19 protein-coding genes and 1 other RNA gene are annotated in these 17,877 nt (G+C 52.4%); 8 read left to right on the top strand and 12 right to left on the bottom strand.

Going from position 1 to position 17,877, the window contains the following annotated elements:
• Positions 1 to 39 precede the first annotated feature (39 nt).
• The 5 genes from lepA to rpoE all read right to left on the bottom strand — a co-directional run bounded on the left by lepA (position 40) and on the right by rpoE (position 4,655).
• On the bottom strand, positions 40 to 1,836 hold the full coding sequence (lepA, locus tag L4174_RS02635) for a translation elongation factor 4 (RefSeq protein ID WP_248144035.1): 1,797 nt from the start codon (positions 1,834 to 1,836) through the stop codon (positions 40 to 42).
• Between the two features lie 73 nt (positions 1,837 to 1,909).
• Positions 1,910 to 2,422, bottom strand: a complete 513-nt coding sequence (locus tag L4174_RS02630) for a SoxR reducing system RseC family protein (RefSeq protein WP_248144033.1) — start codon at positions 2,420 to 2,422, stop codon at positions 1,910 to 1,912.
• Positions 2,419 to 3,390 (bottom strand): sigma-E factor regulatory protein RseB, encoded by a 972-nt coding sequence (rseB, locus tag L4174_RS02625; protein WP_248144032.1) that lies wholly within the window; start codon positions 3,388 to 3,390, stop codon positions 2,419 to 2,421. The genes L4174_RS02630 and rseB overlap by 4 nt, the downstream gene beginning before the upstream one ends.
• 14 nt (positions 3,391 to 3,404) lie before the next feature.
• Positions 3,405 to 4,052: an RseA family anti-sigma factor gene (locus L4174_RS02620; RefSeq protein ID WP_248144031.1), complete on the bottom strand. Its 648-nt coding sequence runs from the start codon at positions 4,050 to 4,052 to the stop codon at positions 3,405 to 3,407.
• A 24-nt stretch (positions 4,053 to 4,076) separates the two neighbouring features.
• The gene (gene rpoE, locus L4174_RS02615; RefSeq protein ID WP_248144030.1) at positions 4,077 to 4,655 is read right to left on the bottom strand and encodes an RNA polymerase sigma factor RpoE; all 579 of its coding nucleotides are present in this window, start codon (positions 4,653 to 4,655) and stop codon (positions 4,077 to 4,079) included.
• 329 nt (positions 4,656 to 4,984) lie between these two features.
• On the opposite strand from rpoE, the gene nadB reads away from it, so the two are divergent.
• Complete coding sequence (nadB, locus tag L4174_RS02610; protein ID WP_248144028.1) at positions 4,985 to 6,604, top strand: L-aspartate oxidase; 1,620 nt, start codon at positions 4,985 to 4,987, stop codon at positions 6,602 to 6,604.
• A gap of 57 nt (positions 6,605 to 6,661) precedes the next feature.
• On the opposite strand, the gene L4174_RS02605 is transcribed toward nadB, so the two are convergent.
• The 3 genes from L4174_RS02605 to L4174_RS02595 form a co-directional block, all read right to left on the bottom strand.
• Complete coding sequence (locus L4174_RS02605) at positions 6,662 to 8,488, bottom strand: methyl-accepting chemotaxis protein (RefSeq protein ID WP_248144027.1); 1,827 nt, start codon at positions 8,486 to 8,488, stop codon at positions 6,662 to 6,664.
• Positions 8,489 to 8,704: 216 nt separating this feature from the next.
• Positions 8,705 to 9,061: a protein YgfX gene (locus L4174_RS02600; RefSeq protein WP_248144025.1), complete on the bottom strand. Its 357-nt coding sequence runs from the start codon at positions 9,059 to 9,061 to the stop codon at positions 8,705 to 8,707.
• 25 nt (positions 9,062 to 9,086) lie between these two features.
• A complete protein-coding gene (locus L4174_RS02595; protein WP_036749374.1) occupies positions 9,087 to 9,347 on the bottom strand; it encodes a succinate dehydrogenase assembly factor 2 in 261 nt (86 codons plus the stop codon).
• 240 nt (positions 9,348 to 9,587) lie between these two features.
• Here L4174_RS02595 and ygfZ point away from each other — a divergent pair, with 240 nt between their 5' ends.
• The 3 genes from ygfZ to L4174_RS02580 all read left to right on the top strand — a co-directional run bounded on the left by ygfZ (position 9,588) and on the right by L4174_RS02580 (position 11,702).
• The gene (gene ygfZ, locus L4174_RS02590) at positions 9,588 to 10,571 is read left to right on the top strand and encodes a tRNA-modifying protein YgfZ (protein WP_248144023.1); all 984 of its coding nucleotides are present in this window, start codon (positions 9,588 to 9,590) and stop codon (positions 10,569 to 10,571) included.
• Positions 10,571 to 11,035 carry an aminoacyl-tRNA deacylase gene (locus tag L4174_RS02585; RefSeq protein ID WP_248144021.1) on the top strand — a complete coding sequence of 155 codons (465 nt, stop codon included), beginning with the start codon at positions 10,571 to 10,573 and terminating at the stop codon, positions 11,033 to 11,035. The genes ygfZ and L4174_RS02585 overlap by 1 nt, the downstream gene beginning before the upstream one ends.
• A 463-nt stretch (positions 11,036 to 11,498) precedes the next feature.
• A complete protein-coding gene (locus L4174_RS02580) occupies positions 11,499 to 11,702 on the top strand; it encodes a DUF1107 domain-containing protein (protein WP_248144019.1) in 204 nt (67 codons plus the stop codon).
• 59 nt (positions 11,703 to 11,761) lie between these two features.
• Here L4174_RS02580 and gcvH read toward each other — a convergent pair whose 3' ends face one another.
• From gcvH to L4174_RS02560, 4 genes are all read right to left on the bottom strand, one after another.
• Positions 11,762 to 12,154 carry a glycine cleavage system protein GcvH gene (gcvH, locus tag L4174_RS02575; RefSeq protein WP_248144017.1) on the bottom strand — a complete coding sequence of 131 codons (393 nt, stop codon included), beginning with the start codon at positions 12,152 to 12,154 and terminating at the stop codon, positions 11,762 to 11,764.
• Between the two features lie 221 nt (positions 12,155 to 12,375).
• Entirely contained in the window at positions 12,376 to 13,584 is a 1,209-nt protein-coding gene (locus L4174_RS02570) for an FAD-dependent 2-octaprenylphenol hydroxylase (protein ID WP_248144015.1), read from the bottom strand.
• A gap of 2 nt (positions 13,585 to 13,586) precedes the next feature.
• Positions 13,587 to 14,774 (bottom strand): 2-octaprenyl-6-methoxyphenyl hydroxylase, encoded by a 1,188-nt coding sequence (ubiH, locus tag L4174_RS02565; RefSeq protein WP_248144013.1) that lies wholly within the window; start codon positions 14,772 to 14,774, stop codon positions 13,587 to 13,589.
• A gap of 29 nt (positions 14,775 to 14,803) precedes the next feature.
• Entirely contained in the window at positions 14,804 to 15,379 is a 576-nt protein-coding gene (locus L4174_RS02560; protein WP_248144011.1) for a YecA family protein, read from the bottom strand.
• A 390-nt stretch (positions 15,380 to 15,769) separates the two neighbouring features.
• On the opposite strand from L4174_RS02560, the gene zapA reads away from it, so the two are divergent.
• From zapA to rpiA, 4 genes are all read left to right on the top strand, one after another.
• Positions 15,770 to 16,072, top strand: a complete 303-nt coding sequence (gene zapA, locus L4174_RS02555; protein ID WP_248144010.1) for a cell division protein ZapA — start codon at positions 15,770 to 15,772, stop codon at positions 16,070 to 16,072.
• A 7-nt stretch (positions 16,073 to 16,079) separates the two neighbouring features.
• Positions 16,080 to 16,261, top strand: a non-coding RNA gene (ssrS, locus tag L4174_RS02550) — 6S RNA.
• Positions 16,262 to 16,328: 67 nt separating this feature from the next.
• Entirely contained in the window at positions 16,329 to 16,952 is a 624-nt protein-coding gene (locus tag L4174_RS02545) for a 5-formyltetrahydrofolate cyclo-ligase (RefSeq protein ID WP_248144009.1), read from the top strand.
• Between the two features lie 118 nt (positions 16,953 to 17,070).
• Entirely contained in the window at positions 17,071 to 17,730 is a 660-nt protein-coding gene (gene rpiA, locus L4174_RS02540) for a ribose-5-phosphate isomerase RpiA (RefSeq protein WP_248144008.1), read from the top strand.
• The last annotated feature ends 147 nt before the right edge of the window (positions 17,731 to 17,877 follow it).

The raw sequence follows: 17,877 nt of genomic DNA, 5'->3' as shown, positions 1-17,877 counted from the left end.
CCATTCCGCCGCAAAACTGCGGCGGAAGGCGAACTCAATTTATTTGTCTTTGCCTACATGCAGAATGGCGAGGAAGGCTTCCTGCGGCAGTTCGACGTTACCGATCTGCTTCATCCGCTTCTTACCTTCTTTCTGCTTCTGCAGCAGCTTTTTCTTACGGCTCACATCACCACCGTAGCACTTGGCAATCACGTTTTTACGTAACTGTTTGACCGTCGAACGGGCAATGATGTGGTTACCAATAGCCGCCTGAATTGCGATATCGAACATCTGGCGAGGAATGAACTCTCTCATCTTCTCAACCAGATCACGGCCACGGGACTGTGCATGATCCTTATGGGTAATAATAGCCAAGGCATCAACACGATCACCATTCAGAAGAATATCTACGCGAACCATGTCCGATTCTTCATAGCGCTGGAAGCCATAATCCAGCGACGCATAGCCGCGGGAAGTCGACTTCAGACGGTCGAAGAAATCCAGAACCACTTCAGACATCGGGATATCGTATGTCAGCGCAACCTGATTTCCGTGGTAAACCATGTCAACCTGCGTACCGCGTTTTTCCACACACAATGTGATCACGTTACCCAGATATTCACTTGGTACCAGAATGTTACAGCGGGCAATCGGCTCACCAATCACTTCAATCTCATTGATTGGCGGCAGTTTCGCCGGGCTGTCAACATAGAATAATTCACCGTTGCTCTTCTTCACTTCATACACCACAGTCGGTGCAGTCGTGATCAGATCCAGATCATACTCACGCTCCAGGCGCTCCTGAATGATTTCCATATGCAGCATGCCAAGGAAACCACAACGGAAGCCAAAGCCCAGTGCGGCTGAATTTTCCGGCTCGTAAAACAGTGACGCATCGTTCAGGCTCAGCTTGCCCAACGCATCACGGAAGTTTTCATATTCATCAGATGAAACCGGGAACAGACCTGCATAAACCTGAGGTTTCACCTTCTTAAAGCCCGGTAGTGGTTTGTCACAGCCGTTTTTCGCCAGCGTCAGGGTATCACCCACCGGCGCACCGAGGATGTCTTTAATACCGCAAACAACCCAGCCCACTTCACCGGTTCTCAGGATGTCTGTATCAACCTGTTTTGGCGTAAAGATACCGATACGATCAATATTCCAGCTCTGACCGGTACTCATCACCTTAATCTTGTCGTTTTTCTTCAGGGAACCATTCTTAATACGGACCAGAGAAACAACACCCAGATAGTTATCAAACCAGGAGTCGATGATCAGTGCCTGTGGCGGCGCATCCGGATCACCTTCTGGCGCCGGAATTGAACGCACGATGTTCTCCAGAACATCTTCAACACCCAAACCGGTTTTGGCTGAACAGCGGGTCGCTTCCAGTGCGTCGATACCCACGATTTCTTCAATTTCTTCCGCGACACGCTCTGGGTCAGCGGCAGGCAGATCGATTTTGTTCAGGATCGGCACAACTTCCAGATCCATCTCGATCGCTGTATAACAGTTGGCCAGCGTCTGGGCTTCAACCCCCTGACCGGCATCGACTACCAGCAGCGCGCCTTCACAGGCCGCCAGCGAGCGGGAAACTTCATAGGAAAAGTCCACGTGCCCCGGGGTGTCGATAAAGTTCAGCTGATAGGTTTCGCCATCTTTTGCCGTATAGTTGAGCGTCACGCTCTGGGCCTTGATGGTGATACCACGTTCACGTTCCAGATCCATTGAATCAAGCACTTGCGCAGCCATTTCACGATCGGAAAGGCCACCGCAGACTTGAATCAGGCGGTCAGATAACGTCGACTTACCATGGTCGATATGTGCAATAATCGAAAAGTTACGAATGTGCTTCATGAATTGGCGTGACTAACTCGTGATTAAAAAATGAATGGGATCCTAAGATCAAGTTGGCAGATTCTACCGAATTTCAACGGCTGCTGCTATCTTTCGATAACGCATTTGTTGACAGGCCGTCCGCAACGGGCTGACCAAGAACCCGGATCAGGCTGGGCTGGTATTCCCCCTGAGAGGACAAGCCGGACGCGCGACGACGGGCCAGCAGCAACCCCAGCGCACCGCCCAGCAGTGCACAGGCAATCACACCGCCTTCACCGCCACCGGCCAGCTCAACAAACCACCATTGACCCAGTAAGGTCCCGAGCAGCATACACACCAGCGGCAAAACGTACACCAAAAGCGCCGACTGCAGTACACTGCGCTCAGACAGACCGATTTCAACCAGCTGCCCGACTTCAATCGGTTCATCAATATTTCTTGTCGACAGAGTCAGCTGATGCTGCCGCCCGGGCAGCACCTTGCTGATGACTCCCGTCCCGCAACTATTCTGCGAGGCACAGGAACCACAACTGGTTTGTTGCTGGCAACTCACCGTAATCTGGTTCCGTGCAACGGCGACGACCGTCGCCAGTGAATGCATCATGGTTTTCCGGCTCCATCAAAGGTTACTGACTCAGCAACCCGTCTGGCGGTCGCAGGCGGAATATCCCCGACCACAGTCACTTCTTTATCTTTCAGCAGCTGGCTGTGCAGCGTGCGGCGGCCCTGGCGAACCAGTTGTTCCCGCACACTGAACCCGTCCGCTGCGGAAACGTAAATTGAAAAGCTGAACAACCCGTCGGTATACATCTGACTTTCCACCGGACGCTCTGTCAGCATCAGCCGGTGCCGGTTATGCGCAATACTCTCAAACCCCTGTGGCAGCCAGGTCACCTGCCAGGACAACTGAACCTGAGGCTGGGGCGGCAACTGAACAACTTCAGGCAGTTTCACCGACTTCAGACTTTCCAGCACATCCGCCACTTTATCATTGACGACATACGAGACCGCCCGATACTGCTCCAGCGGTTCCCCGTCGCGATCGAGCAAATCTGCCCTCAGCACCAGATGTGAGTGAGTATCCATCCACAACAGATAGGAGTAACGGGCGCCGTCTTTTGGAGCAATGCGCACCACATCGCAGGCCGTTCCGGCCTCGCGGGAGCGTCCCATCGGAATGAAATCGTAATATTGCGCCAGTTCTGCAACATTACTCCGCATGATCGGCGGCAAAGGGGCCACCATACGGTTACTGTTGATCGTAAACGGATCCAGACCAGGCTCGAAATAGCTGACTTCCTCCCCCCGCTGAATCACTTCCCGCGGCGGACCACTGAGATAAACCAGATGTGCATAAGTCTGACCGTCTTCTATCGCATGGCGGTAGCGTAACGGCTCAATACTGTTTTTCTTGATGAGGATGTAAGACACCTCATAACTCAATTGCCTGGTGGCCTTATCCATTTGATGCAACAAAGCCTCTGCAGAAGTGGTTGTGTCTTCTTCCGCAGAGGCTTGCCAAGGCATTGCCAGGCTGACCAGTGTCATTACACCGACCAGAAATTTTTTCATATCACCGCCACGAATCAGTGTGATTCCAACAGAGTTTTATCCAGACTGCCGTCTTCTGCATTCAGGCGCAGCTGCAACTCATAATCCTGCAACATTGCGTTGATACGCCGGCGTTGCTCCATCAGTTGTGCTTCGCTTGGCGACTCAGAGTGAGGGCGAACAGAATCACGGGTCAGGCTCACAGGTTCAGCAGTTCCGGCAAAAGGAATGGTCTGAAGAACAGGTACATCATTATTTGCCCCACTGGCTAATGATGCTTCTTCACCACCGTTATATTGTTGTACGCCGATAATCACTGCCAATGAGACGCTGGCTGCGACAGCAACCTGACCAAACTGCATCAGCCAGGCTGGCATGGAACGCCGAGCCTGCTGAGGACGAGGCTGCTCAGTCTGTGGCATCTGAACCACATTGTCATGACCTGTCGTTACAGCATGATTGCCTGACAGGCTGTGCGCAGGTTCGTCTTCCAGTGCCATCGACACCTGACCGGCGATATCCCATCGCGGTTGTCCCGGCGCTTCACCATGCAAAACATCGCTCATCAAATGATAAGCCTGCCAGCTTTGCTTTGCGGCGTCATCGACCAGAAGCTGGTTAATCACACTCTGATCGACATCTTCACCATCAAGCAAAGCCGAAATTTTTTCTTTATCAGCCATCTTTGTCACCGTTTGGCCCAAATATTAGCGCTGCATCAGGGGGGTGATCCGTTTTTCGACCGCCTCCCGAGCCCGGAAAATACGAGAACGTACCGTACCGACCGGACAGCCCATGACTTCTGCAATTTCCTCGTAACTCAATCCCTCAAGTTCACGAAGCGTAATTGCGGTCTTCAAATCATCCGGGAGGCTTTCTATGGTACTGAATACCACCCGCTTCAATTCATCTGACAACATTTGGTTCTCAGGGTTCGAAATTTCTTTCAGAGCACCGCCATTTTCATAATATTCGGCCTCCTCCGCGTCCACATCGGTGGCTGGCGGACGTCGCCCCTGAGCGACTAAATGATTTTTTGCTGTGTTGACAGCAATACGATAAAGCCAGGTATAAAACGCGCTTTCCCCACGAAAAGACGGCAGCGCGCGGTAAGCCTTAATAAAAGCTTCCTGCGCTACATCCGGCACATCACCGGAGTTACCGACATAACGGGCAATCAGATTACAAACCTTATTCTGGTATTTCACGACCAGCAGATTAAAGGCTTGTTTGTCCCCTCGTTGTACTCGCTCTATCAGTACCTGGTCAGTTAACGGCTCGCTCATTCGAGCGTGTACTCCTCTGTCTGTGACAAGGTCATCCTGTTCTGAATGCAATAATAAAGATGGCTTCACCATTGATCATCCTCACTTCAGAACCGCTTATATTCTATGGACATAGAAGCCTAAAGAACTAAAGACCCCAAAAAAAGCGCAAAGTTCCATGCACACCATACTGACTCAGCCGTTTGTGCGCAACTGCCTATCTATTGACAATTGAACCGCACAGCCGCGATCGACAGAAATGCAAACTCAATGCTCACACCATCAAAAAAGTCCCACCAAAACGGTTTTTTGATAATATAGCGAGCTTACCACAGGGATATGAGATCAATATGAAAGAGAACCGAGAACACAGTTGCGATGTCCTGGTCATCGGTAGTGGCGCGGCAGGCCTGTCTCTGGCACTGCGTCTTGCTCCGATGTGTCAAGTGCTTGTCCTGAGTAAAGGCCCGCGTAGCGAAGGTTCAACCTACTATGCCCAAGGCGGTATCGCTGCTGTTTTTGATGAAACGGACAGTGTGGACTCTCATGTTGAAGATACTCAGATTGCCGGTGCCCATTTATGCGATGAAGATGTGGTCCGTTTCATTGCGGAAAATGCCCGCGACTGCGTGCAATGGCTGATTGATGCCGGGGTACCGTTTGATCAGGAAGATAACAGTACGGATGCTCAACCGCGTTACCACCTGACCCGCGAAGGCGGCCACAGTCACCGAAGAATTCTGCATGCAGCCGATGCCACCGGTATGGCGATGCAGATGTCGCTGCAGGACAACGTCCACAATCACCCGAACATTCAGGTGCTTGAACGCCACAACGCACTGGACTTAATCACCAGCCACAAGCTGGGTCAGACCGAACAGCCAAACCGTGTTCTCGGTGCTTATATCTGGAACCGCCAGCGCGAGTCCGTCGAAACCGTACGTGCAAAATTCGTGGTTCTGGCCACTGGCGGAGCGTCCAAGGTTTATCAGTATACGTCAAACCCGGACGTTTCTTCCGGCGACGGGATTGCCATGGCCTGGCGGGCCGGTTGCCGGGTCGCTAACCTAGAGTTCAACCAATTCCATCCAACCTGTCTGTTCCATCCGGAGGCGCGCAACTTCCTGTTAACGGAGGCACTGCGTGGTGAAGGTGCTTACTTACGTCGCCCGGACGGCTCCCGTTTCATGCCGGAATTTGACGAGCGTGCGGAACTGGCCCCCCGGGATGTCGTCGCCCGCGCCATCGACTATGAGATGAAGCGTCTGGGTGCAGACTGTATGTATCTGGATATCAGTCACAAACCGGCTGATTTCGTTACCAAACACTTCCCGACCATTTATGAAAAGTTGCTGACCTACGGCATCGACATCACGACCGATCCGATCCCTGTCGTACCTGCAGCCCACTATACCTGTGGCGGTGTGATGGTGAACAAACAGGGCCAGACAGATCTGACCGGCTTGTATGCCATTGGTGAGGTGAGCTACACCGGTCTGCACGGTGCGAACCGGATGGCTTCTAACTCATTGCTGGAATGTGTGGTCTACGCCTGGTCGGCCGCAAACCATATCAGCGAGCATATGAATGAGGTCAGCCTGCCTGCTTCACTGCCGCTGTGGGACGAAAGTAAAGTCTCCAACTCCGACGAAGAAGTCGTGATTCAGCACAACTGGCATGAGTTGCGTCTCTTTATGTGGGACTATGTGGGAATCGTGCGGACGACCAAGCGTCTGGAGCGAGCCATGCGCCGTATCCAGCTGCTGAAGCAGGAAATCGACGAGTACTACAGTAACTTCCGGGTCTCAAACAACCTGCTGGAGTTGCGGAATCTGGTGCAAGTTGCTGAGCTGATGGTCCACTGTGCCCTGGCACGCAAAGAAAGCCGGGGCCTGCACTACACACTCGATTACCCGGAAATGCTGGAGACCCTGTCGCCAACCATTCTGGATCCGCGCAAGACCCAATAGCGGATAAAAAAACGGGAGCCGCCATGGCTCCCGTTTCAGATCTGACAGTTAATCAGCTCAGACTTTGAAGACCTTGATGGCTTCGGCCAGCGTACTGGCCTGCTGCGAGACCGACTGCGCCGCCTGCACATTTTCCTGCACGATGGTGACATTACTGTTGGTCACATCACGAATTGAAACCACACGCTCACCAATGTCCTCAGACACATAGCTTTGCTGTTCCACAGCAGCGGCAATCTGAGTGCTGGTCTCCAGGATTTGCTGCATATCCGAAATAATAGTGTTGATTTTGGTCTCCGCACTGTCGGCCTGCGCAACGCTCTGTTCACCCAGCGAACGACAATGTTCAATATGGCTCACGACCTGCTCGGTCTGCTGTTGCAGGGAGCTGATAATCGACGTGATTTCCTGTGTCGATTGCTGAGTCCGCATCGCCAGAGAGCGAACTTCATCCGCAACTACCGCAAAGCCTCTGCCCTGCTCACCGGCACGGGCTGCTTCAATCGCCGCATTCAGTGCCAGCAGGTTGGTCTGCTCAGCGATATTTTTGATCACATCGACCACAGAGCCGATATTGTCAGACAAGCCCGATAGGCTCGACACTTCCTCGGTACTTTGCGCCAGACCTGACGACAGCTGATAAATACGCGAACGGGTCTCCACAACTTCCGCCAGTCCCCGTGACGCTTCATCATGACTGCGGGCCGTGTGCGAAGCCGCCTGCTGAGTACTGCTGGCGACATCCCCGATCGTCGCGCGCATTTCCGTACTGGCTGTAGCAACCGAGTCACTGTCTGTCAGCTGGGCGGCCAGAGCATGTTCAGCCTCCTGGCTTCGCTTTTGCAGCTGAGAAGAAGCGGCACCCAGCTCAGATACAGCTGACTGTACTTCGCTCACAAGCTGACGCAGGCTATTCAGAAGATAGTTAAAATGTGTCCCCATTTCCGCCAGCTCATCATTCCCCGAAGTATCGGCATGCAAAGTCAGGTCATGGCGCGTCGCAATACGGTTCATCAGACCGCTGAGGCGTTCAACCGGACGCAAGATGGACACACTGATTCGCCAGGAAAGAACGATCACAGTCGCAATGATCGCGATGACCACCAGCCAGGTAAACCGGGTAATCATGGCATTGACGGCAACCGCCTCTTGATCCAGTTTCTGCTGCATCAGTGCAAACTCAGCTTCAACCTGATGTGACTGATCACGGATCTGACCTCTCATGCCTTCTTTATGGCTCAGGCCCACCCGGGTTTTCTGAGCGACAAACTGATCAAATGCCTGTTGAAAATCACGATACAGCTGACCCAGTCCGGCCGTTAACTGATCGCCGTATGCGTCCTGATAGCGGTGATATTCGGAAAGCAAAGCTTTGTCATCTGTAGTCGCAAAGAGCTTGGCCGTCAGGACAACCTGATAAGCTTCCAGTGACAGCGGGCTGTCCGATGCCTGTGTAATCAGAACATCGCCTTTTTCATACAGGTCATGATACAGCCCTTCAGACAGGCTCAGTCCCAGAGACTGATAACCGGCAACCAGGTCTTGCATCCCGTGATGGTAGCTTGCCATCTGCCCGGGCAGTGAATTGACCTGCGGCAATTGAATCGACAGTGAAGCCAAGTCATTTTTCAACGATGTCAGCTGACGAGAAAACTTGTCGATATTCCCGTTAAACGTCTTGAGATATTTCACGTCCATACGGGCCAGAAAATCTTTTTCATTGCGTCTGAGGTTCAGCAATGTCACTTCCAGCTTATCGATTTGCCCTTTTGCAGTTTCTATTTTTGCGAACTGCTGATTACTGTAACTGTTGATCCCGATCAGTAAAAAAATCGCAGCAACAGTTAACCCCGCCAGCCCCAGTAACTTATGTCTGATTTTCATTACATTGCTTTCCCTCAAGAGACACCTGTGCGGAAGTTCGCCATTGCTAATTCCGAGGCTGTTATTATAAATTTCTCATCATGTAATTACACAGTAAGAACGTCAGACAACGCCGGTATCCTGAGGACTTCGCGAGGTTTTCAAGCGGGTTATGTGTTAAAAATTGAAGTGCCTTCCAAGTTTGAATCTGTCGCAGTAACAAGCCAAAGGAAATAGTTAAGCCAACCGACAGAAGAGACTCAAACGTCGGAATTCCTGATCTGTACAGGCATCCAGACATATCGTCAGGCGATGTACGTGTTGGGAAGCTTCCAGTTCCATCACCAGCAGGTAGGGGGTGAGCAACAGTGCATGAGATAATTGCCACTGCCGGTTTTGCCATTCCAGTTGCTGATCCGCAAAAAGAACGAGGCGACCTTTGATTTGAGCGGCGCGGTTTCCGGCTTTTACATATTCAGGCCACAGCCATAAACACATCAGCCAAACCAGCGGCAATGACAACACCTCAATCACGGCCAGAAAGAACAGCATGCCTGCCGCCGTCAGGTAAGCCCCGGTTAAAGCGACAAGCAAGATATCAGAAGGAAAGATATGCAGATTAGCGAAGCTTACTCTTGTTGTGGGCAACAATTTTGTCCACCATCGCTGCATGAACCGGGTTGCTGCTGTTCCCGTGTTCCATCAGCCAATTAAACAAGTCAGGATCGTCACATGTCAGCAGAGAAACGAAATCCTGACATTCCTGCGGGCTCAGATCATCAAAACACTCTTCAAAAAACGGCAAAAGGATGACGTCCAGCTCCAGCATGCCACGGCGGCAAGCCCACCTAATTCGTGCTTTATCATTGGCACCTATCATTTCCAACCTCAACTCCTGTTGGTGTATTTATTGCGGCAATACTACCAGCCAGGCTGGCCGCCGCCTATCTGCACAAGCAGACGGCACAGTAAAATGAGAGCTGGTCGAGATAATTCCTGACATCAAAACTCAGGTATTGCAGACTGCTGGCTGACAAAATCCAGCCAGAGCGATAACATAGCGCTTATTCGATGCCTTTCTGAGGGTAATTCGTTCCCTCTTTCAACAATGGATACGATGATGAGTACCTGGTCTGAAACTTTGCAATTCGACAAAATCCCGCTTACCGCTGAAAGCGCAATGCCTTCCCTTGCCCTGATCGATCTCAGCAGCTGGGGACTGGTGACTCTCGTTGGCCCGGACAGCATTTCATACCTGCAGGGACAAGTGACCTGTGATGTCGTCTCACTGGCGCCGGACCAGTCCACCCTGGGCGCTCATTGTGATGCCAAAGGCAAGATGCGGACCGTCTTCCGTCTGTTCCGCCATCGGGATGGGCTGGGCTGGTTACAGCGCAAGAGCGTGATGGACACCCAGTTACCGGAATTGAAAAAGTACGCCATCTTCTCAAAAACCACCATCGAAGCCAGTCAGGACATTCTGTTGGGATTCGCGGGTGAGCAGGCTGAAGCCATGATCGATCAGCTTGTTGGCGGCGAAGGTGATGTGCGCCCGCTGCCTGATGGCACTGCCGTGAAAATTGATGATCAGCGCTGGCTGCTGGCCGTCGATGCAGCAACGGCCAATGACATTGCAGCCAAATTGAGTGGCACAGCCTTATTGTCTGATGATTCACTGTGGGATCTTCATGATATCCGTCAGGGCATTGCCCGGATCGAATCAGCAACTGAGCTTGAATTCATTCCTCAGTCCCTGAATCTGCAGGCACTGGACGGGATCAGCTTCAAGAAAGGCTGCTACACCGGCCAGGAAACCGTTGCCCGGGCCAAATGGCGCGGCATCAATAAACGCGCCATGTATTTGCTGTCCGGACCGGCAGCGCACTGTCCGAAAGCCGGAGACGTACTGGAGCGCAGCGTCGGCGAAAACTGGCGTAAAGGCGGCACGGTGATTGCCGGTTATCAGTTCAGCGATGGTCAGGCGATTGCCCTGGTTGTGCTGCCGAATGATCTGGATGAGGGAACTGCTTTCCGTCTGGCAGCCGAGCCTGAAGGTCAGTGGCTGCAACAACCACTGCCCTATTCGCTGGATGAAGAGGCCTGATGTTAGATACGCCTGTCACCCGTTATCTTCAGCAGGAAGGCATCGACTTCCTGCTGCTGACGCACAGCAAACCCGCCCGTACCATCGAGGAAGCCGCTGAAGCCCGCGGAGTCGCACCCGAAGTAATGGTCAAATCGATTCTGCTGCGGGATATGAGCGGTTTTCATGTCCTGGCCTGTGTGCCGGGTACCAGGCAGGTCGATCCCAAGAAGGTCCGGGCTCTGTTTGCGTGCCGGCGTATGACCTGCGCAGACGCCAGAGACGTCGAAAGTGTCACCGGACTGATCATTGGCACCGTCGCCCCCATCGGGCTGAAGCAAAGATTGCCGGTCGTCTTCGACCACGCGCTGGCAGAATTCCAGCGCGTCAATATCAGCAGCGGCGACCGTATGGCCGGAATTGAACTAGCAATGCAGGATTTAGTTCAGCTCTGTGCGCCGATGTACGGCGACATTTGCCGTTAGGTTTCCTCAGCATCTGATTCTCATTTGCGTAAACATGCAACTTTTCCGTCATAAAACGCAGAGATCGGAGCAGTCATAAATTCCAGCAGATCCTACTTTTTTATCTGCTGGCTCTCCCGTTTTCTGCCTCATATTTCACCACACCCCAGCCTTATGAACGTGTCGGAAAGTTGCACTGCACTCCAAAAACAAGCTTTAAACCACTGATAAACATAAGGAATGTCTAAATCAAATACAGACATCTGTCTGTTTCCAAACATTTTGTTACATGGCTATCCATACAATACTTCAGAACTTTATCCTGTATCGGTCGGATTTTGACAAAATTATTTAAATCAAGATCTCATTTTACATAAACATTATGCTGTGAATATCACAATTATTTCACAGTTGATTCCCTATAATGCCCCCGATCACGAACACCAAGAACACATAAAAACTTAAGGCAAGGTTGCTCATCATTATGCGCATGTTTAAACAGTACATCCCCAAGATGGTTGCAAAACACGTCAGCAGGCTATTCAGTGGAAGAATTTATATTGATGGTCGCGGGGGGTATGAATTCGATAATGGGCTGTTAAAAATCCCAACCAAAGCACAACAGCGTCATTTTGACACCGTCAAAGAAGTCAATCAGGAAATCCGCCGCCTGAAAGAGGCTGCGTAACCGAAATGAGCAGGCCGGTCACAACCGGCCTGACTGGCAAAGATCAACAAACCGATGGGTTAATCTTCTTCTTGTGTTAACTCCTGGTATGCCGCCGCATCAAGCAATTCATCCAGTTCACCTTCATCATCCGCTTTGATCTGAAACAGCCAGCCATCGCCGTAAGGATCGTTATTCACCAGTTCCGGAGCCAGCTCAAGATCTTCATTGATCGCAATGACCACCCCGGATAAAGGGGCATACACATCGGAAGCCGCTTTCACCGACTCCGCAACGGCACATTCATCGCCCGCTTCTGTCGTACTGTCCACATCCGGCAGATCAACAAAAACCATATCTCCCAGTAATTCCTGAGCATGATCGCTGATCCCTACGGTATAAACGCCATCCCCTTCGGGACGCACCCATTCATGGGTATTCGTATATTTCAGTTCAGAAGGAATGTGACTCATAAATAGTTCCTTACCCAAAGCGGCCTGTTTCGCGACAGCCGACACGTTCTCGACAAAAGAAGTTTCCCGAAAAGCGGGCTTCGCCAGCCCTGCCTAACATTACTTTAGGAGAAAAAAATCAGATTGAAAGCAAATCCCCTCACAAAAAAAGCCGCCTCTTTCGAGACGGCTTCTGTTTCAAATTTCAAAATAATCACTCAGCTCAACGACTGATTCTCTGCTTATGCTTTCGCCAGTGCCGGCAGGTCACCACTGAGACCCAGCGCCCGGCGCATGAACTGATCTTTCACGCCCGGGGCATGATTGGCCAGCAGAAGGCCGACATCACGCAGTAATTTTTTCGCCGGATGATTGCCGTCAAACAATTCACGGAATGCCTGCATGGTCGCAATCATCTTCGCGGCTTCAGCTTTACGCCAGCGCTCAAAGTAACGCAGGTGCTGACGAGCACCGATATCCTTATCCTGACGCCACAGTTCAATCAGCGTCTCCGCCAGACTGGCCGCATCCAGCAGTCCCAGATTCACGCCCTGACCCGCCAGGGGATGAATGGTATGGGCAGCGTCCCCTATCAGAGCAACACGATCCCGGACAAAGTCACGGGCATAACGCATTTTCAGCGGCACAACCTGACGCTCTCCTTCCAGACTGCATAAGCCCAGACGACAATCAAATGCAGCTGTCAGGGCATGATTGAATGCATCCGGCGTCATGGCCAGGAGCGCTTCCGCCTTCTCCGGTGTGACAGACCACACGATGGAGCACAAATCCGACTCTGCCAGCGGCAGAAATGCGAGCGGGCCATCCGGCGTGAAAATTTGCCGGGCAGTCTGCTGATGCGACTCCGCACAACGAATATTTGCCACCAGCGCATGATGACCGTAATCCCAGTGTGTCAGCGGAATATCGAGTTGATTGCGTACCCAGGAATTGGCGCCATCGGCACCAACCACCAGTTTGGCCGTCAGATGCTGTCCGTTATCCAGGGTCAGCCAGGCTTCATGTTCGCCAAAGGCCAGTTGCTGGCAACGGACAGGAGCCATCAGGCTGACATTGTGCTGTTTTTGGATCTGATCCAGTAAAGATAACTGAATCACACGATTTTCAACGATGTGGCCCAGATCCGGCTGTGACAACGCTTGTGCGTCAAAACTGATATGAGCGAAGCTGTCCTGCTCCCAGACATCCATTTGCTGATAGGGGCTGATCCGGCGTGCTGCCATCCCCTGCCAGGCGCCGACACGGCACAGGATACGTTCGCTGGCCCGGCTGAGCGCCGATACCCGGACATCCGGCAGCGACGACAGTTCAGGCTCCGGCAGGTGGCCTTCAATCACAGCGATCCGGAGCTCCGTATCTGCCAGTGCCGCAGCCAGGGTCAGGCCAACCATACCACCGCCGATAATTGCTACATCTACGCTTTGCATCATGCTTATCTGTCCACCTGTCCCATCGCCCGCTTCACCAGCGGTGCTTTCAATACGTTTAGTGCATTCATGGCCATCAGACCGGCATTCCGGCCTGCCACCAATGGCCAGTATTCGTTGGCAAAGACTGTCACCAATCCTGAGGTCATCGCAATTGTAGCGGCCTGATCTGACTCTCGGCGCTGACGGAAACGACTGAGTACAGCCATGCTGCCAGCCTCATCGCCCCGCGAAACGCCGGCCACAACTTCTTCAGCCAGCGTCATCACATCACGCAGCCCCAGATTAAATCCCTGTCCGGCGATCGGATGCAGGGTTTGTGCTGCATTGCCAATGACCGCAAACCGGTGCGACACCCGACGCTCCGCCTGACGCAGGCTCAGCGGGTAGGCATAGCGCTGACCCGTTTTGACCATCTGTCCCAGACGCCAGCCAAAAGCTTTCTGTAATTGCTGCAAAAACATTTCGTCATCCCAGCCCATCACCGTCTCTTGCTGTTCCGGAGGAACGCACCAAACCAGCGAGCTGCGTCCCTGACTCATCGGCAACAGGGCAAGCGGGCCAAAGGGCGTAAAGCGTTCAAAAGCTTCGCCCTGATGCGGTTTCGTAGTTGACACATTGGCAATGATTGCCACCTGTTCAAAATTCAGTGACGTCTGGGAAATTCCCAGTTGAAGGCAGCATTCCGACAGCCCTCCGTCTGCAGCAACCAGCAAATTCGCCCGGCAGGATTCACCGGAAGAAAGCTGCAGGATGACCTGATCAGTTTCCCGCTCAATCGCCTTGATTTTTACCGGACAAAGCAGATCAATCCCCGAACTTTGCGCGAGCTGTTCATGAAAAACCGCGCCAGCCTGAGCCAGTTCGATCACATAACCCAGCGCATCAGCACCATATTCATCTGCCGCGATCCGAGCCAGACCGGCATGGCCCCGGTCAGACACATGAATCCGGGAAATCGCAGTTGCTTCACGCATCAGTGCAGGCCAGAGACCAAGCTCTGTCATCAGCTGCACCGACCCCAGCGACAGGGCAATACTGCGGGCGTCATAACCGGGATGACCGGACTGCTCCGGTAACACGGCCTCAACAACAGCAATACGCAAAGCGCCTTCACTCAGCCTGTCCAGCGCCAGCGCCAGGCTGGCGCCCGTCATTGCGCCTCCGGCAATCACAACATCATACTGCTTCACGTTTGTCTTCCCTCAGAACACCACGATGATCAGTGCAGGGTCGGCTTGTCAGCCTGCTCACTCTGGTGCCTTGCAACCAGTTCAAAGTAACAGGTCAGTGCACACATGCGAACATGCTCAATCACCTGTTCGAACAGCGCGGCCTGCTCTTCCATATCGTCATCTTCATCGATGCCCAGCTGTGCAATATCCTGCAAATCACCCAGCGCTTCCTGGACGGCAGCCGGTAATTTCTCATGATTCAATCCCATCAAACCCAGCCCGGAGAGGAAACAGTTCACCCATTCGCTTAATGCTTCGGCGCGATCCATCAGGTCCATTTCATCATCCGGCAGGAGCAAAGTGACTTCAAACCCGGTACTCGCCAGCGCTTTGGCCGTAATTTCCACCAGACTTTGTGTCAGTGTTCTGGCTTCACCACCCAGCGATTCACCGTTATTGGCATAGTCCGCAATCGGACCAATCCACTGTTCTCCGTCTGCCGGCAAACCGCCGCACAACATGCCTGTCAGCAGTCCGTGCAGTTCAGCAGGCGTGACTGCCAGAGACTGAATTTTCAAAGCAGTTTCAACCGCTTCATATGCCGGCAACTTTACTTCGCTCATGGGCTTTTCACCTTAATCAGTTGGTGTCAGATGGGTTGGAGATATGCTACCACTAAGGCTGGTTTCAGGCTAACGTAAAGCAGGAGGCGATTGATTCATCCGTCATTTTTGCAGCCTCCCTTCAGCAGAATGACAGAAAAAGCGCCGAACTGATGAAGAACTGTCTCCCTGATGGCTTCCCTTCAGTCTGACCCAGTCGCGCGCTTGCAAGTTAAATTGGCTTTTTCTATATTAGCCGCAGATATATCCAAATCCCCTCAAGAAGTCTGATTCAGTCAGATTTGCTTGGTTCACAGGCCCGGTACCGGTTGATGGTCTCTGTCGCTTGAGGTCAGTAGGGGGATAATGGCTCAATCAAATCACAGTGACTGACACGGAACCAAGACAGCTATGAGCTCGCAGGCAGTTGAAATTGAAATTTTAGGCCGTACCATTAAGGTCAATTGTCCGGAAGGCCAGGAAACGGCACTGCGTGCGGCGGCGGCAGATTTTGATAACCGCCTGCAAGAGCTGTCTCAGCGAACCAAAGTCTCGAATCCAGAACAGTTACTGATGTTTACCGGACTAAACATTTGCAGCGAGCTGCACAAAGAACGCAAAGAATTTAGCAGCAATGCGCAATCTGTGTCCGACCGAATCGGACAATTAGCAGAAAGCTTAGATCAGGCATTGCAAAATCAACCGCAACGTTGATAATGAATTGACCCTGGGGTGTGCGTCAGCGAATCGACGTCCCCGAGCCGATAAGCAAAAAACCAGGATCGGCTTTTATCAGCTACTGAGCAGGCTCAGCATGACTGAGAAGCCTACGGCTGATGCTGCCAATCCACCTTGAACGTCTGGTTCAAGGGCAACAATTCGCAACGGCACCTTGGGGTACTCCTTCTTTTCTATCCTGCTCTCAGCCAGCAGTATTTTCCTGAGCAGGCGACGACGGATAAAGCATGATATGGATGCCTTCCACCGCCATGGCCAGGCTGGCCTGACAACTCAATCCACCCGACAGCAACTTCGTCAGCAAGTCCGCCTGAAACGTCAGACACTGTCGCTTCACCAGCAGGAACAGGCGAGCAAAGCCGTGCTGGCACGTTTTAATCAGCTTCAGGATGTTCATCACGCGCAGCATGTTGCGATTTACCTCAGCAGTGACGGAGAACTGGATACAGGACCGCTGATCGAGTGGTTGTGGCATCATGGTAAAACCGTGTATCTGCCGGTACTGCATCCCTTCAGCAAAGGCCACCTGCTGTTTTTACACTATCATCCGGACAGCCGGATGCACTGTAACCGCTACGGCATTGCGGAGCCTGTGCTGGATGTTCGCCATGTCAAACCCGTACACGAACTGGATTTGATGTGCACGCCACTGGTTGCCTTTGATGAACAGGGGCAGCGACTGGGCATGGGCGGCGGCTATTATGACCGTACACTGAGCCAGTGGCATCATCACGGAAAAGGACCTCGGCCACTCGGACTGGCACATGACTGCCAGCAGGTCCGTCACCTGCCATCCGAAGCCTGGGATGTCCCCTTACCCGCCATCATCACCCCATCGGCCTACCATCATTGGTAAACATCTGAATCACAGGATATCTAAACAGGGATCTCAGTCATGTTTTTCCAATGTCAGCAACCGCAGGGTCGGCTATAATCAGCGCTCGCATTCTGTTGGTCATCACGAGGAGAAAGGCATGACACAAGATGAAATGAAGAAAGCGGCGGGCTGGGCAGCCCTGGACTATGTGACCAAAGGCAGCATTGTCGGCGTTGGCACCGGCTCGACCGTCAATCACTTCATCGATGCCCTGGCCACCCGCAAAGAAGAAATCAAAGGGGCGGTCTCCAGTTCTGTGGCTTCCACCAAGCGTCTGGAAGAGCTGGGTATCCCGGTCTTTGATGCCAACGAAGTGTCCTCACTGGACATCTACGTCGATGGTGCCGATGAAATCAATGCCGAGTTTGACATGATCAAAGGGGGCGGAGCCGCCCTGACCCGCGAAAAAATCGTGGCCGCAATTGCCAAGAAGTTCATCTGTATTGTCGATAACACCAAAGAAGTCGACGTGCTGGGTCAATTCCCGCTACCCGTTGAAGTGATTCCGATGGCCCGGTCTTTCATTGGCCGTGAACTGGTGAAACTGGGCGGTGACCCGGTTTACCGTGAAGGCGTGGTCACAGACAACGGCAACATCATTCTGGATGTCCACAGCATGAAAATCACCGACCCGAAAGCACTGGAAGATCAAATCAATGCCCTGCCGGGCGTGGTTACGGTTGGCCTGTTTGCCCATCGTGGCGCAGATGTCCTGCTGGTTGGCACACCTGAGGGCGTGAAAACTGTCACTAAATAACAATTTTGACGCTTTTCATACGGCTTGATGACTAAACGGCATAATATATGCCGTTTTTTCTTATCCATTTCGTAATATTCTCGCCACGCCACCAAAATTTTTGATACTTTAGTGAGAACGCAATCGTTTAAGCTCACCAGACAGCAA

Origin of the sequence: Photobacterium sp. CCB-ST2H9 (genome assembly GCF_023151555.2) — a bacterium.
GTDB lineage: Bacteria > Pseudomonadota > Gammaproteobacteria > Enterobacterales > Vibrionaceae > Photobacterium.
The sequence above is the reverse complement of the archived record's forward strand: the minus strand, read 5'-3'. Positions and strand labels throughout refer to the sequence as shown.

Excerpts from the sequence above, each read along its gene's own strand:
- lepA (WP_248144035.1), bottom strand. The coding sequence starts at position 1,836 with ATGAAGCACATTCGTAACTTTTCGATTATTGCACATATCGACCATGGT.
- L4174_RS02630 (WP_248144033.1), bottom strand. The coding sequence starts at position 2,422 with ATGATGCATTCACTGGCGACGGTCGTCGCCGTTGCACGGAACCAGATT.
- rseB (WP_248144032.1), bottom strand. The coding sequence starts at position 3,390 with ATGAAAAAATTTCTGGTCGGTGTAATGACACTGGTCAGCCTGGCAATG.
- L4174_RS02620 (WP_248144031.1), bottom strand. The coding sequence starts at position 4,052 with ATGGCTGATAAAGAAAAAATTTCGGCTTTGCTTGATGGTGAAGATGTC.
- rpoE (WP_248144030.1), bottom strand. The coding sequence starts at position 4,655 with ATGAGCGAGCCGTTAACTGACCAGGTACTGATAGAGCGAGTACAACGA.
- nadB (WP_248144028.1), top strand. The coding sequence starts at position 4,985 with ATGAAAGAGAACCGAGAACACAGTTGCGATGTCCTGGTCATCGGTAGT.
- L4174_RS02605 (WP_248144027.1), bottom strand. The coding sequence starts at position 8,488 with ATGAAAATCAGACATAAGTTACTGGGGCTGGCGGGGTTAACTGTTGCT.
- L4174_RS02595 (WP_036749374.1), bottom strand. The coding sequence starts at position 9,347 with ATGATAGGTGCCAATGATAAAGCACGAATTAGGTGGGCTTGCCGCCGT.
- ygfZ (WP_248144023.1), top strand. The coding sequence starts at position 9,588 with ATGAGTACCTGGTCTGAAACTTTGCAATTCGACAAAATCCCGCTTACC.
- L4174_RS02585 (WP_248144021.1), top strand. The coding sequence starts at position 10,571 with ATGTTAGATACGCCTGTCACCCGTTATCTTCAGCAGGAAGGCATCGAC.
- L4174_RS02580 (WP_248144019.1), top strand. The coding sequence starts at position 11,499 with ATGCGCATGTTTAAACAGTACATCCCCAAGATGGTTGCAAAACACGTC.
- gcvH (WP_248144017.1), bottom strand. The coding sequence starts at position 12,154 with ATGAGTCACATTCCTTCTGAACTGAAATATACGAATACCCATGAATGG.
- L4174_RS02570 (WP_248144015.1), bottom strand. The coding sequence starts at position 13,584 with ATGATGCAAAGCGTAGATGTAGCAATTATCGGCGGTGGTATGGTTGGC.
- L4174_RS02560 (WP_248144011.1), bottom strand. The coding sequence starts at position 15,379 with ATGAGCGAAGTAAAGTTGCCGGCATATGAAGCGGTTGAAACTGCTTTG.
- zapA (WP_248144010.1), top strand. The coding sequence starts at position 15,770 with ATGAGCTCGCAGGCAGTTGAAATTGAAATTTTAGGCCGTACCATTAAG.
- L4174_RS02545 (WP_248144009.1), top strand. The coding sequence starts at position 16,329 with ATGGATGCCTTCCACCGCCATGGCCAGGCTGGCCTGACAACTCAATCC.
- rpiA (WP_248144008.1), top strand. The coding sequence starts at position 17,071 with ATGACACAAGATGAAATGAAGAAAGCGGCGGGCTGGGCAGCCCTGGAC.